The 13,896-nt window shown below is 68.0% G+C and carries 11 protein-coding genes; 4 read left to right on the top strand and 7 right to left on the bottom strand.

What is annotated here, in order from left to right; all coding sequences use genetic code 11:
* Positions 1–28: 28 nt before the first annotated feature.
* The 3 genes from argS to CVV76_RS05270 all read right to left on the bottom strand — a co-directional run bounded on the left by argS (position 29) and on the right by CVV76_RS05270 (position 5,031).
* A complete protein-coding gene (gene argS, locus CVV76_RS05280; protein ID WP_102223590.1) occupies positions 29–1,774 on the bottom strand; it encodes an arginine--tRNA ligase in 1,746 nt (581 codons plus the stop codon).
* Positions 1,775–1,987: 213 nt separating this feature from the next.
* Positions 1,988–3,829, bottom strand: coding sequence for a cation:proton antiporter (locus tag CVV76_RS05275; protein WP_102223784.1), 1,842 nt, complete (start codon positions 3,827–3,829; stop codon positions 1,988–1,990).
* Positions 3,830–3,846: 17 nt separating this feature from the next.
* On the bottom strand, positions 3,847–5,031 hold the full coding sequence (locus tag CVV76_RS05270) for a deoxyguanosinetriphosphate triphosphohydrolase (protein WP_102223589.1): 1,185 nt from the start codon (positions 5,029–5,031) through the stop codon (positions 3,847–3,849).
* 75 nt (positions 5,032–5,106) lie between these two features.
* On the opposite strand from CVV76_RS05270, the gene erpA reads away from it, so the two are divergent.
* Positions 5,107–5,439, top strand: coding sequence for an iron-sulfur cluster insertion protein ErpA (erpA, locus tag CVV76_RS05265; protein ID WP_102223588.1), 333 nt, complete (start codon positions 5,107–5,109; stop codon positions 5,437–5,439).
* Positions 5,440–5,671: 232 nt separating this feature from the next.
* On the opposite strand, the gene CVV76_RS05260 is transcribed toward erpA, so the two are convergent.
* The 3 genes from CVV76_RS05260 to CVV76_RS05250 are packed head-to-tail and all read right to left on the bottom strand — an operon-like array spanning position 5,672 to position 8,334.
* Positions 5,672–6,637: a DMT family transporter gene (locus CVV76_RS05260; protein WP_102223587.1), complete on the bottom strand. Its 966-nt coding sequence runs from the start codon at positions 6,635–6,637 to the stop codon at positions 5,672–5,674.
* The gene (locus tag CVV76_RS05255; protein ID WP_102223586.1) at positions 6,634–7,737 is read right to left on the bottom strand and encodes a DUF6902 family protein; all 1,104 of its coding nucleotides are present in this window, start codon (positions 7,735–7,737) and stop codon (positions 6,634–6,636) included. The genes CVV76_RS05260 and CVV76_RS05255 overlap by 4 nt, the downstream gene beginning before the upstream one ends.
* A gap of 12 nt (positions 7,738–7,749) precedes the next feature.
* Positions 7,750–8,334, bottom strand: coding sequence for a hypothetical protein (locus tag CVV76_RS05250; protein ID WP_102223585.1), 585 nt, complete (start codon positions 8,332–8,334; stop codon positions 7,750–7,752).
* Between the two features lie 228 nt (positions 8,335–8,562).
* Between CVV76_RS05250 and xth the strand changes: the two genes are divergently transcribed.
* From xth to mctP, 3 genes are all read left to right on the top strand, one after another.
* A complete protein-coding gene (gene xth / locus CVV76_RS05245; RefSeq protein WP_102223584.1) occupies positions 8,563–9,369 on the top strand; it encodes an exodeoxyribonuclease III in 807 nt (268 codons plus the stop codon).
* A 575-nt stretch (positions 9,370–9,944) separates the two neighbouring features.
* On the top strand, positions 9,945–10,127 hold the full coding sequence (locus CVV76_RS05240) for a DUF3311 domain-containing protein (RefSeq protein WP_233192724.1): 183 nt from the start codon (positions 9,945–9,947) through the stop codon (positions 10,125–10,127).
* On the top strand, positions 10,124–11,653 hold the full coding sequence (gene mctP / locus CVV76_RS05235; RefSeq protein ID WP_102223583.1) for a monocarboxylate uptake permease MctP: 1,530 nt from the start codon (positions 10,124–10,126) through the stop codon (positions 11,651–11,653). The genes CVV76_RS05240 and mctP overlap by 4 nt, the downstream gene beginning before the upstream one ends.
* A 257-nt stretch (positions 11,654–11,910) precedes the next feature.
* On the opposite strand, the gene CVV76_RS05230 is transcribed toward mctP, so the two are convergent.
* Positions 11,911–13,749 (bottom strand): ABCB family ABC transporter ATP-binding protein/permease, encoded by a 1,839-nt coding sequence (locus tag CVV76_RS05230; RefSeq protein ID WP_102223582.1) that lies wholly within the window; start codon positions 13,747–13,749, stop codon positions 11,911–11,913.
* Between the last annotated feature and the right edge of the window lie 147 nt (positions 13,750–13,896).

The following is a 13,896-nucleotide window of genomic DNA, read 5'->3' as shown; positions in this document are numbered from 1 at the left end:
CGTCACGTTCCGGCGGGGCGCTTGTTCTTCAGCGCATCTCCTCGACCGGCGTGACCCCTAGGATAGCAAGGCCTGCGGAAATGACAACCGCGACGCTCCGCGCCAGCGCGATTTTCGCCTGCGTCGCGCCAAGATCGTCTTCCTGGATGAAGCGCAGGCCCATCTCGTCGTTGCCCTTGGCCCAGTGTCCGTGCAGATCCGACGCGAGGTCATAGAGGTAGAAGGCGATCCGGTGCGGCTCATGCCCCCGCGCCGCGATCTCGACAAGGCGCGGCCATTCGGCCACCTTGCGCGCTAGGTCAAGCTCCGCCGGATGGTCCAGACGCTCCAGCGCTGCCCCGGACAGCGCCGCGTCCGAAGTATCCAGGCCCAGCTCCTCCGCCCGGCGCAACACCGAACAGACCCGGGCATGCGCATATTGCACGTAGAAGACCGGGTTGTCCTTGGTCTGCTCCAGCACCTTGTCGAAATCGAAATCGAGGGGCGCGTCGTTCTTGCGGGTCAGCATGACGAAGCGGGTCACGTCGGCGCCCGCCTGCTCGACCACGTCGCGCAGCGTGACGAAGGTGCCCGCGCGCTTCGACATCTTGAAGGGCTCGCCGTTCTTGAAGAGCTTCACCAGCTGGATCAGCTTGATGTCGAGCGAGACGGAATTGCCCCCCAGCGCCGCCACCACCGCCTTCATCCGCTTGACGTAACCGCCGTGGTCCGCCCCGAAGATGTCGATCAGCTGATCGTAGCCGCGGGTCACCTTGTCATAGTGATAGGCGATGTCGGGGGCGAAATAGGTCCACGACCCGTCGGATTTCTTCACCGGCCGGTCGACATCGTCGCCGAAATCGGTGGAGCGGAACAGCGTCTGCTCGCGCGGCTCCCAATCCTCGGGGGTCTTGCCCTTCGGCGGCTCCAGCACGCCGGTATAGATCAGGCCGCGGTCCTCTAGGCTCTTGAGAGCCTCCTCGATCCGGCCGGTGCCGTAAAGCGACTTCTCCGAGAAGTAGACGTCCATCTTCACGCCCAGAAGCGCCAGATCCTCGCGGATCATTGCCATCATCGCCTCGGTCGAGAACTCCCGAACCTCTTCCAGCCAGGCGGATTCCGGCTGGTCGAGCAGGCTCTCGCCGTATTTCTCCTTCAGGGCGGCACCGACGGGGATCAGGTAATCGCCGGGATAAAGCCCCTCACGGATCTCGGGCGACAGGCCGCAAGCCTCGCGGTACCGCTCGAACGCGGACCGGGCGAGAACGTCGACCTGCGCGCCGCCGTCGTTGATGTAATACTCCCGCGTGACGTCATAGCCCGCGAAATCCAGAAGCGCGGCCAGCGCGTCGCCGAAGACCGCACCGCGGGTATGGCCCACGTGCATCGGGCCGGTCGGGTTGGCCGAAACGAACTCGACGTTCACCTTGATACCGTCGCCCAGCACGGACCGGCCGTAATCGGTACCCTGCGTCAGGACCGAGCGCAGCAGGTCATGCCAGATCTCGGGCGCCACCCGCATGTTGAGGAACCCCGGCCCCGCCACCTCGGCCGAGGCGATCCGCGGATCGGCCGTCAGCCGGACGGCCAGCGCCTCGGCGATGTCGCGCGGCTTCATGCCGGCGGGTTTCGCCAACACCATCGCGGCATTGGTCGCCATGTCGCCATGCGCCGGATCGCGCGGCGGCTCGACCGTGACGTTGGCGGTATCGAGGCCCGCGGGCAGCGCGCCCTCGGCCACCAGCGCGTCGAGCGCGGCAATCACCTGCGCGCGGATCTGGGAAAACAGGTTCATCGGGTCCATCCTTCGTTGGCCCGGGGTTTACCACGCGCCGTGTCCGCGTCAATGGCAGGGCGCCCCCCTGCCCGGCCGCACCCCGGGTGGAAAACGGCCTTGCGTATTTGAAGAACAATGAAAGGAGAGACCTCCCTGCATTTCATTGTTCCCCAAATACGCAGCCTTCGCCGCCCCCCGCGCCACGGCCGGGCAGGCAGGACATGCGTCGCGTCAGCCCGGCAGGCCGCTTGCCCCTTCCATCTTCGGCCGCACCTCCGCGGGCTCCGGCGGCAGCATGGCGATCAGGCGCGTACCGGGGGCCGATTTCACCTCGGCGTCGGCCGGAACGAAGCGCAGCCGCCCGCCCGGGCCGACCCAGCCGATCAGCACCGCGCCCGGGCGCTTCTCCTGCCAGTCGGCGTAGCCGAACTCCTCGGTCAGCCGGGTGGTGCCCAGGGTCCAGCCGTCGATCATGCGCTGCTCCAGCGCCTCGGCGGTTTCGCCATCGCCGAAGGCGCGGCCGCCCAGCGTCGCGGGCAGCGCGTGGCGGATCTTGTCCTCTTTCTCGCGCGCGGTCTGGTAGACGTTGTCGCGGCCGAACTCGGGGCCCAGATCGGTGGCGACCAGCGTGTTGTAGGCATCGTTGTCGGTGGCGGCGACAGCCGTGCCGAATGCCACCAGCTCCACCGAGTGCTCGGCCGCCTCGGAAAGGATGTCGCCCATGAAGACCGGCAGGCCAGCGCGGCGCGCGCGGCGCAGGCGCAGGTGGTTGGGGTCGGTCACCAGCACCGGCACCTCGAGCTTGTGCAAGGTCTCGGCCAGCGCCACGCCCCAGCGCGACGCGCCGATCACGATCACCCCGGGCATGCCGTCCCCGCCCAGCCCCAGGGCCCGCGCGAGGGGCTTCAACCCGAAGCCGTGCAGCACCACCGTCACCGCCACCAGCACGAAGGCCATCGGCCCCAGCAGGTGCCCGTCCGCCACGCCGAGGTGATCAAGCCGCGTGCCGAACAGCCCGGCGACGGCCACCAGCACGATGCCGCGCGGCGCGGTCATCCCGATCAGCAACCGCTCGCGCCAGGGCACCGGCGCGCCGGCCAGCGCGATCCCCACGGTCAGCGGCCGCACCACGAGGATCACCGCCGCCACGAAGACCCAAGCCCGCCAGTCCAGCGCCCGGACCTGTCCGAGGTCGAGCGAGGCCGCCATCAGGATGAACACCCCCGAGACCAGCAGCACGGTCGCGTGCTCCTTGAACCGGCGCAGCTCATCGTAGGAGGGCAGATCGGCATTGGCGATCACCACCCCCATCACGGTCACGGTCAGGAGCCCGCTTTCATGCAGCACCGCGTCAGACAGCGCGAAGACTGCGAGAAGCGTGGCAAAGAGCACCGGCACCTTCATGTATTCCGGCACCCGCCCTGCACGGAACGCCCAGACGAGGCCCCGGCCCGACACCGCCCCCAGAGCGCCGGAAAAGACGATGCCAAGCGCGAATTCCCCCACCGCGCCCAGCGGCGAGGCGGCGGTGGTCAGGACCAGCACGCCCTCGTAGGCCAGGACCCCCGCCAGCGCCCCCAGCGGGTCGCCGACAATCGCCTCCCATTGCAGGAGCGCGGCGGGACGGCGCGACAGCCGGGCCTGCCGCAGGAGGGGGGCGATCACGGTGGGGCCGGTGACGATCAGGATGCCGCCGAACACGGCCGAGGATTGCCAGCTCAGCCCCGCCACGAGGTGCAGCGCGAGTGCCGACAGCAGCCAGCCGATCGGCGCGCCCATCCAGATCAGCCGCCGCACGCCTGCCCGCGCATCCCCGAGCCTCGCGAAATCGAGCGAGAGCCCGCCCTCGAACAGGATCACCGCGACGGCGAGCTGGATCATCGGCGCCATCAGGTCGCCGAACTCGGCGGCAGGGTCGAAGAGGCCCGCGACCGGGCCGATGAGAACCCCCGCGACCAGCATCACCACGATCGCCGGCATATGCAGGCGCCAGGCCAGCCATTGCGACCCCACACCCAGCGCGCCCACCAGCGCGAAAGCCGCCACCGGGCCCATCCCGGCCGCCCCGCTCATCGCGGTCTCGGCCGCGCTCAACCCGCCCCCCCGCAGAGGCGGGCGTGTTCGGCCAGCGCGAAGCGGTCGGTCATGCCCGAGACGTAATCGACGACGATCCGCGCAAGCTGCGTCTCGTCCGTGGCACCGGCCACGTCCTCGCGCCATTCGGCGGGCAAGAGCGCGGGATCGGACATGAAGAGCGGAAACAAGTCGTTGACCACCGCCGTCACCCGGCGGCGTTCCTCGACCACCGTGGGCGCGCGGTACATCCGCTTGAACAGGAAGGATTTCACCGCCTTGAGGTCCTGATAGAGCGGCTTCGAGAAGCGAATGATCGTGGTGCCCATGTCGCGGATCTCGTCCACGCTCTGGGGTTGCGCCGCCTCCAGCCGCTGCTGCGCCACCTGGATCACGTCCTCGACCATCACCCCGAACACCCGCCGCAACGCCTCATGCCGGCGCCGCATCGGCTCCAGCCCCGGGTACATCGCGTCCACCGCCTCGAAGGCGGGGCGCGTCACCGGCAGCTCCATCAGATCGTCCTCGGTAAAGAGGCCCGAGCGCAGACCGTCATGCAGGTCGTGGTGATTGTAGGCGACGTCGTCGGCCACGGCGGCCACCTGCGCCTCGGCGCTGGCGTGGGTCGACAGCTCCAGGTCGATGTCGCGCTGCACATCGGCCAGGGCATAGGGCAGCTCGCCCCCCTCGGGCACGGAATGCGAGCCCTGCGCATGCGGGCCCGTGACCGGGCCGTTGTGCTTGGCGATCCCCTCGAGCGTTTCCCACGTCAGGTTCAGCCCGTCGAAATCGGCGTAGTGCTTTTCCAGCCTTGTGACGATGCGCAGCGCCTGGGCGTTGTGGTCGAACCCGCCGTAGGGCGCCATCAGCACGTGCAGCGCATCCTCGCCCGTGTGGCCGAAGGGCGGGTGGCCAAGGTCATGCGCCAGCGCCACCGCCTCGGCCAGATCGGTGTTGAGGCCAAGCGTGCCGGCGATAGTACGCGCGACCTGCGCCACCTCGATCGTGTGGGTCAGCCGGGTGCGGTAGTAATCGCCCTCATGCTCGACGAAGACCTGGGTCTTGTGCTTCAGCCGTCGGAAGGCCGAGGAATGGATGATCCGGTCGCGGTCACGCTGGAACGCGGAGCGGAAGGTGGAATATTTTTCGGGATACCGCCTGCCGCGGCTTTGTTCTGGAAGGCACGCATAGGGCGCGAGCATATTTCTGCCTGTTCTTGTCGGGTCCATGCCCTGCCTCTATATGATAGGCATGACCAGAATGATACGGGTCTTGATATGAGCCTTACCCTGCCCCCCCGAGTTACCGACCGCGCCTTTGCGCGGCTTGCCGAGATCACCGCCGAAGTGGAGGGTCCGCACGCGCTTCGCGTCGCGGTCGAAGGCGGCGGCTGTTCCGGCTTTCAGTACGACATCAAGCTTGACGAGGCATCCGAGGATGACCTCGTGCTCGAGAAGGACGGGTCGCGGGTGCTGGTCGACAGCGTGTCGCTGCCGTTCCTGTCGGATGCGGTGATCGACTATACCGATGACCTGATCGGCGCGCGCTTCGTGGTCGAGAACCCGAACGCCACCTCCTCCTGCGGCTGCGGAACCTCCTTCTCCATGTGAGGACCTCCATGGGAGGACCTCCGTGTGAGCCCCAATGTGAGAACGGCGGGGAAGGCGGGTGGGCGCACTGTCCCGGCCGTTGGCGGGGGCGGTTGTGTCGCTTGCGTATTTTGAGAACGATGAAAGGGTCAGGGGGGCGTCCCCCCTTGGGCCTGAGGTAGAACTGGCACCGCAGGACATGCGCGCGGCGGCGGTCCGCGCGGCGGAAGGGTGCGGCGGGGCGCGCGGCGCCTCAGGCGACGGCCTTGCGGCGCCCCCGGATCAGCGCGGTGCGCGGTTTCCGCGATCTGCGGGCGGCGGAGAGCGGCAGGGGCCGGGCGGAGGCCTGTGCCGGGGCGCGCGCGGCGAGCCCGAGGTACAGCCCCGCAGCGGTGACGATCGCCGCGCCGAGGTAGATTGCCGGGCCCGGCACATTGCCGAAGGCCAGCCAGCCGAGACCGAGCAGCGCGAAGAACTGCAGGTTCACCACCGGGGTCACCACCATCGCCGGCGCGCGTGAAAACGCCGCGGCCAGCGCCATCTTGCCCCAGAGGAACCCCAGCCCGAAGAGCAGCGTCAGCCCGAGATCCGCGGGAGACATCGGCCGCATGTGTCCCGGCAGCAGGAAGGCCATGCTCAGCGCCAGCGCGATCTGCGGGTAGAAGACCAGCGCCGCGGCATTGCGTTCATGCCGCCCGATGCGCCGCGCCAGTGTCAGCGACAGCGCGCCGAGGAAGCTTGCCCCCAGACCCACCCCGTACCACAGCGCCTGCCCGCCGCCCGGCGCCGGCAGCACCAGCGCGACGCCGAGAAACGAGGCGGCCAGCGCCAGCCAGTGCCGCAGCGCGACCCGTTCGCCCAGGATCGGGCCCGACATGAGACCCGCGAAGATCGGCAGCGTCGCCGAAAGCACGAAGACCTCGGTCAGCATGAGGTGCTTGTAGGCCAGGAAGAAGCCCACCGCCGCCCCGACCGTGGTGAATGCCCTGAGCGCCATCGCGCGGGGATAGGCGGTGCGCAGCCCTGCCCCGCCACCACGTTTCAGGCTCATCACCCAAGAGCCCGCGATGCCCACCAGCGCCGCGAGAAAATTCACCTGCTGGAACGGAAAGCCCGCCGCCAGCAGCTTGGCCAGCAGGTCGGTCGTCGCGGTCAACCCCACGGCGAGAAGCGCGAACGCCACCCCCCACAGGATCTGCCGCCGGTCCGCATCCGTCATGCCTTGCCCTCCTGTACCTGGCCTCTATAGCAGAAACCCGTTATGAATTCATCGAATTGTGGAGTGGAGCGCGCCGCACTCGCCAATACGTTGCGCGACCGGTCGGTCAGCAGCGCCGGCGCCGCCTCCATCAGCGCGCCGACGCTCAGCCGCCGGGCGCACGACATCGCCATCAGAAGTTCGGTCAGTTCCACCAGCGCGCCGCGCCGCGCCGCGCGCCTGCGAAACACCAGCCGTCCGGGCCGGGCCCTGCCGGCGAAGGCCGGGCGCCCCGCGACCGCCTGGTGCCAGTTGGCGACCAGCCAGGGATGGTAATCGTCCCCCAGCGCGCCGGTCTCGTCCGCCTCCTCGGTGGTGATCGTGAAATCGGCAAGCTCCGCGGTCACGAAATCCTCCCACGCGGGCGGCGGCGTACAGCCCATGTAGCGCAGCGCGATGCAGACCTCCGAGATCAGGTCGACATCCTCCTCGAGGAAGGCGATCAGGCCGGTGTTGAGCAGGCTTTTCTCCACCGCGGCCGGAAGGTCCGGCGGCTGGCGCCCGTATTCCGAGAAGTAGAAGACGAAATGCGTGAGGTCGTAGGCCGCCTTGCGGTTCGGAACGGCGAAGGCGGCGTGGCGGGTCATGAAGCGCAGCACCCGTTCCTCCAGCGTGGTGTCCTGCGCCAGGACCTCCACCTCGTGGCGGGCGCAGAGACGCCGCGCCTCCATCCGGTGCAGGTCCGAGATCTCGCCCTCGGCGAGGCCCCGGCGCGCTACCTCGACCGCGATCCCGCGGGCGGCCCCCGGCGGCAGGCCCATCGCCTCGGCATCCGAGGCGATCGACAGCAGGAACCGGTAATATTGCGGGAACAGGGCGAAGAAGCCCGGAAGGTCCGCCAGCAGGCGGCGGTAGGGTCGGGCCAGCGCGGCGGCGCGGCCCAGCCCGGTGCATTCGGCGATGTTCAGAAGCTCGGCATTCTCCTTTAGGAACATCACGTCGTGACGGCCCCGCCGGTGGTCGAGAAACGCACCAGCGCTGGCCGCCATAAGACCGGCGGTCGACCGGCGCCCCGCGAGAAGCGGGACGCCGGGACCACCCGAGAGCGGGAGGGGGAGCATGACCTCCCTCCCTCAGGCGTTTCCAAAGGTGTCGATCTCGTCCCAGGTGCACATGCTGGCTGCCGCGCCGCGCCCACCCCGCATGTCGAAGGACGAGGTGGAAAGCTCGGTCGCGGCGCCATCCGCCGTGGTGGTTCCCCAGGGGGCGAAGGACGAGGTCGAAAGCTGCGTCGCCTCGCCGCCCGCGACATCGGTTCTGCCCGCCTCGAACGACGAAGTTGCCAGGTGTGACCCGTCGCCCGAGGAAAGCCCGGTCTCGCCGGTCACGAAGGACGAGGTGGCAAAGGAGGTGCCCGCACCGCCCGTCACATCCGTCCGGCCCGCCTCGAACGACGAGGTTGCCAAGTGTGCCCCATCACCCATCGAAAGCCCCGTCTCGGCCGTCACGAAGGACGAGGTGGCGAAGGACGTACCCGCGCCGGAGAGCACGCTGCCCCCGGAGCATGCGAAGGACGAGGTCGAGACTGCGGTGTCGTCGCCCGAGAGCAGGCTGGCGCCCGGCTGCGGGGCCATCTTCGGGACCGGCTGCGCGATGGCGCGCGCGTCCGGGAAGGCATGAGCTTTGGCGGCGAAGGTGTTGATGATGCGATCTTCCATATCTCTGGCTCCTGTTTCTTTCTGAAAATGGAATCGGTCGGCCTACTGCCAACTCAACCAAAGGTAGCAATTTGGATTCATTTTTCTACTCGATTCTGTGATCACGGGATCCGGCCCGCGGCGCCCGGCCCGCGGCGCCCGACCCGGGCCGTTCGTCCCGACCCCGCCGCTTGCCCCCTGCCCGGCGACGCGCTACCAGTGGCGCAGCAACGGGCCAGGGAGGCGCGGGTGAAGATCGCCACCTTCAACATCAACGGGATCAAGGCACGGGCGCAGGCGCTCCTCGACTGGCTCGACGAGGCCAGCCCCGACGTCGTGCTGCTGCAGGAGATCAAGTCGGTCGACGAGGGCTTTCCCCTCGAGCCGTTCGAGGACCGCGGCTACAACGTCGCGACCCATGGCCAGAAGTCGTTCAACGGCGTGGCGATCCTGTCGAAGCTGCCGCTCGAGGACGTGGTGCGCGGCCTGCCGGGCGACGAGGCCGACGACCAGGCCCGCTGGATCGAGGCGACGGTGGTCGGGAAACAGGCGATCCGCCTCTGCGGCCTCTACCTTCCCAACGGCAACCCGGTGGAGATCGACGCTGGCGGCGCCCCGGTCGAGGGCGGGAAATATGCCTACAAGCTTGGCTGGATGGCGCGGCTGAAGGCCCGGGCCGAGGCGCTTCTGGCGGCCGAGGAGCCAGCGCTGATGGCGGGCGATTACAACATCATCCCGCAGGCCGAGGATGCCGCCCGCCCCGACGACTGGCGTGAGGACGCCCTCTTCCGCCTCGAAAGCCGCGAGGCGTTCCGCCGGGTACTGAACCTTGGCTTCACCGAGGCGGTCCGCAGCCGCGACCCGGCGCCGGGGCTCTATTCCTTCTGGGATTACCAGGCCGGGGCCTGGCAGAAGAACAACGGGATCCGGATCGATCACCTGCTGCTGACACCACAGGCCGCCGACCTGATGACCGGCGCGGGCATCGACAAGGGCGTGCGCGGCCGCGACAAGCCGTCGGACCACGTGCCGGTCTGGGTGGAGCTGGATCTCTGATCTGAGGCTGCCTGAGAGCGAGACATCTGTGTGGGGGCGCCCCCCCGCACCCACCGCATCTGCGGGCGTTTCACACCCCTGCACCCACCGCATCCGCGGGGGTTTCACACCCCCGCACCCGCCCCATCCGCGGGGGTTTCACACCCCCGCACCCCCGTGGGATATTTTCGAGCAGAAAGTGGACAACGGCATCGCCGCCGGATTGCGCGCAAGGCGGCGCAAGCCGACTGCGCGGTGCGCTTCACCCTCGGGTCGCGACAACGTGACTGCCGTGGCGGCGCCGCCGCAGAGGGTGCCGGCGGGTTTGCCTTTGCCTGACTTTGCCGCGGCGCAGCATGGCCGGGCCGTGCTTTCCCACGGCATCAAGACAGATCAACCGTTTGTTCCCGCGCGCGATTGTCGCACATCGCCGCTGGCGTATGGCCGCCCGCCCAAAGGCGACGCCGCGCCGCAGCGATAAATTACGCACCTGCGGCGCATCATATGTGCACATGTGAACAGCGACGGGCGGAAACCTGCCGTTGTCTCTTCGCGAAATCCCCTCCGGTAGTGCGCGCAAACGAGAGGAGAGTCGCGTGAAGACGTTGCTTTTGATACTGATCTTCGTGATCAACCTGTGGGTACCATTCTACAACCACACCACACCCACCCTGTTCGGGTTCCCCTTCTTCTACTGGTACCAGATGGTCGCCGTGCCGATCTCGGCGCTGCTCCTGTACATCGCCCTCCGCCTCGACACCTCGGAGGACGAGCAATGAACACCGTCGCCATCGTCGTCTTCATCGTGCTGGTCGCGCTGGTGCTGGTCATGGGCTTCGCCGCCGGCCGGTGGAAGAGCGCGGATCTGGACAATATCGAGGAATGGGGGCTGGGCGGGCGCCGCTTCGGCACCGTGATCACCTGGTTCCTGCTGGGCGGAGACATCTATACCGCCTACACCTTCATCGCGATCCCGGCGCTGATGTTCGGCAAGGGGGCGCTCGGCTTCTTCGCCGTGCCCTATACCGTGGTCTGCTATCCGATCCTGTTCATCGTCTTCCCGAAGCTGTGGAAGGTCGCGCAGAAGCACGGCTACATCACCGGGCCGGAATTCGTGCGTGGGCGCTATGGCAACCGCTGGCTGGCGCTGGCGGTCGGCGTGACCGGCATCGTCGCCACCATGCCCTACATCGCGCTGCAACTGGTCGGCATGCAGACGGTGATCGGGGCGCTGGGGCTGCCGGGGTACATGCCGCTGACCGTGGCTGTCGTGGTGCTGGCCTGCTTCACCTGGACATCGGGGCTGCGGGCGCCGGCGATGATCTCCATCGTCAAGGATCTGCTGATCTATCTGACCGTCATCGTGGCGGTGATCGTGGTGCCGATCGAGCTTGGCGGTTTCGGCCAGATCTTCGACAAGATCCCGGCCGCGATGCTGACCCTGCCCACCCCGCCCGCGGGTTCGACCGGGTCCTACACCGGCTACGCCACGCTGGCGCTGGGGTCGGCCATGGCGCTGTTCCTCTATCCGCACACCACGACGGCGATCCTGTCGTCCTCGGGCTCGCGGATCATCAAGCGCAACGCGGCGCTCCTGCCGGCCTATACGATCGTGCTGGGGCTGCTCGCCCTTCTGGGCTTCATGGCCTATGCGATGGACCTGCAGAAGATGCCGGAATTCGCAGCGGGCTTTGCCAAGTACCACACCAGCTTTGCCGTGCCGGCGCTGTTCCTGCACGCCTTCCCGTCGTGGTTCGCGGGCGTGGCCTTTGGCGCGATCGCGGTGGGCGCGCTGGTGCCCGCAGCGATCATGGCGATCGCGGCGGCCAACATCTTCACCCGCGACATCTGGGGACCCTTCGTGAAGGGGCAGAACGCGGGCACGGGGACGAAGGCCGAAACGCTGGTGGCCAAGGTCTTCGCGATGATCATGATCGCGGGCGCAATCTTCTTCATCGTGGTGATCCCCAACACCTACGCCGTCCAGCTGCAGCTCTTGGGCGGGATGTGGCTGATCCAGATCTTCCCCTCGGTGGCGCTGTCGGTCTTCACCCGGTTCTTCAACGGCTGGGCGCTGCTTGTCGGCTGGGCCGTGGGGATCGTCACCGCGACCTGGATGGTGGCCGAGAACCACTTTGCCGGCTCGCTCTGGACCTTCCACCTGTTCGGCTACGAGGTGCCCAGCTACATCGCCTTCGCGACGCTGATCCTCAACCTGATCGTGGCCGCGATCCTGAGCCTGATCCTGAACGCGGTCGCCAACGACCGAGCGCTGGACGAGACACAAGCGGCCGACTACGCCTGACCGGCCCGATGTCGGAAGATGAAAACGCCCCGGCCGCGCCGGGGCGTTTTTCTTTGCGTGGAATACGAGGTGGGCCGTACGCCTGCATGGGCCCTCGCCCGCGTCGGTGGGCTGCACCCTTCCGTCGCGGGATCGGGCGGGGCGACACATAGAGCGCGGCGTGGGGCGCGGAAGACATGCGCGCGCCCCTTGGGCCCAGACCCCAGGGGTCAGGGCCGCGATCCTTCGGCGAAGGATCGTTCCCCGGCCGGGATAGCTCAGGCGGCCTCGTCCTCTTCCTCGGCCGATTGCCGGGCCCACATCGCGGCGTAGCGCCCGCCCTGGGCGAGAAGATCCTCGTGCCGGCCTTCCTCCACGATCTCGCCCTTCTCCAGCACCACGATCCGGTCGCTGTCGGCGATCGTGGACAGGCGGTGCGCGATGGTCAGCACCGTGCGCCCCGCGCCCACCTCGTGCAGCGCGTCCTGGATGTCGCGCTCGGTCTGGGTGTCGAGCGCCGAGGTCGCCTCGTCCAGCAGAAGGATCGGCGGGTTCTTGAGGATCGTGCGCGCGATCCCCACGCGCTGCTTCTCTCCGCCCGAGAGCTTCAGCCCGCGTTCGCCCACAGCCGTGTCGTAGCCCTCGGGCAGCGACAGGATGAACTCGTGGATATGGGCCGACTTCGCCGCCGCCACGATTTCCTCCTCTGTCGCGTCGGGGCGGCCGTAGGCGATGTTGTAGCGCACCGTGTCGTTGAACAGCACGGTATCCTGCGGCACCACCCCGATCTGGGCGTGCAGGCTGTCCTGCGTCACGTCGCGCAGGTCCTGCCCGTCGATCTTCAGCGCCCCGCCCGTCACGTCGTAGAACCGGAAGAGGATCCGGCCGATGGTGGATTTCCCCGCCCCCGAAGGCCCGACGATCGCCACCTTCTGCCCCGGCGCCACGGTCAGGCTCAGCCCCTTGAGGATCGGGCGCGCCGGGTCGTAGCCGAACTTCACCCCCTCGAACCGGACCTCGCCGCCCGAGACCTTCAGCGCCGGCGCCCCGGGCTTGTCCTTCACTTCCGCCGGCTGCTCCAGCAGGTCGAACATCTCGGCCATGTCGGTCAACGCCTGGCGGATCTCGCGGTAGACCGTGCCGAGGAAGCCCAGCGGCTGGGTGATCTGCATCATGTAGGCGTTGACCATGACGAAATCGCCCACTGTCAGCTTGCCCTGCTGCACCCCCACCGCCGCCATCACCATGACGAGGACGAGGCCCGTCGTGATCAGCAGCGACTGGCCGAAGTTCAGCAGGCTCAGCGACTGCCCGGTCTTGACCGCCGCGCGCTCATACCCCGCCATCGCGCTGTCGTAGCGCTCTGCCTCGCGCAGCTCGGCGCCGAAATACTTGACGGTCTCGAAGTTCAGCAGGCTGTCGATCGCCTTCTGGTTGGCATCGGTATCCTGCGCGTTCATCTCGCGCCGGATCTGGACCCGCCACTCGGTCACCTTGAAGGTAAAGGCGATGTAGAGCACGATCGTCACCACCACGACCGCGGCGTACCAGACGTTAAAGACGACGAGGAAGACCACGGTCACCATGATCAGTTCCAGAAGCAGCGGCCCGATCGAGAACAGGGTGAAGCGCAACAGGAAGTCGACCCCCTTCACCCCGCGTTCGATGATGCGCGACAGGCCACCGGTGCGGCGCGTGATGTGATAGCGCATCGAGAGCCGATGCATGTGGGTGAAGGTTTCCAGCGCCAGCTTGCGCAATGCCCGTTGCCCCACCCGCACGAAGACCGCATCGCGCAGCTCGCCGAACCCCACGTTGGCGAGCCGCGCTATGCCGTAGGCCACGGTCAGGCCGACGGCGCCCGCCCCCAGCGTCCAGGCCGGGCTGGGCTGGCTGGGGGCCAGCGCATCGACCGCGGCCTTGTAGAACCACGGGATGATCAGCGAGAACAGCTTCGCCAGTACCAGCGCGCCAAGCGCCATCACGACGCGGCGTTTCACCCACGCCTCGCCCTCGGGCCAGAGGTAGGGGATCACCCGGCGGATCGTGCGCAATCCGCTGGCGCGTTCACGCGCGGCGTCGTGCTTCGCGTCGGCCTTCGTTGTCGTATCGGTCATGCACCGTCCCTTTCGTGTGGCACCTCACATAGGGCGGGACGCATGTCTTGGCCAGAGCAAGGAGACCGGAGCGGGGATGTCGGAAAGAGGCAGGTGGAGAGAGGCGGGTGCGGTGGATCAGGTGTGGCGCGAAGGGTGTGGCGGGGC

This window comes from Acidimangrovimonas sediminis, from assembly GCF_002871005.1.
Lineage (GTDB): Bacteria > Pseudomonadota > Alphaproteobacteria > Rhodobacterales > Rhodobacteraceae > Acidimangrovimonas > Acidimangrovimonas sediminis.
The sequence above is the reverse complement of the archived record's forward strand: the minus strand, read 5'-3'. Positions and strand labels throughout refer to the sequence as shown.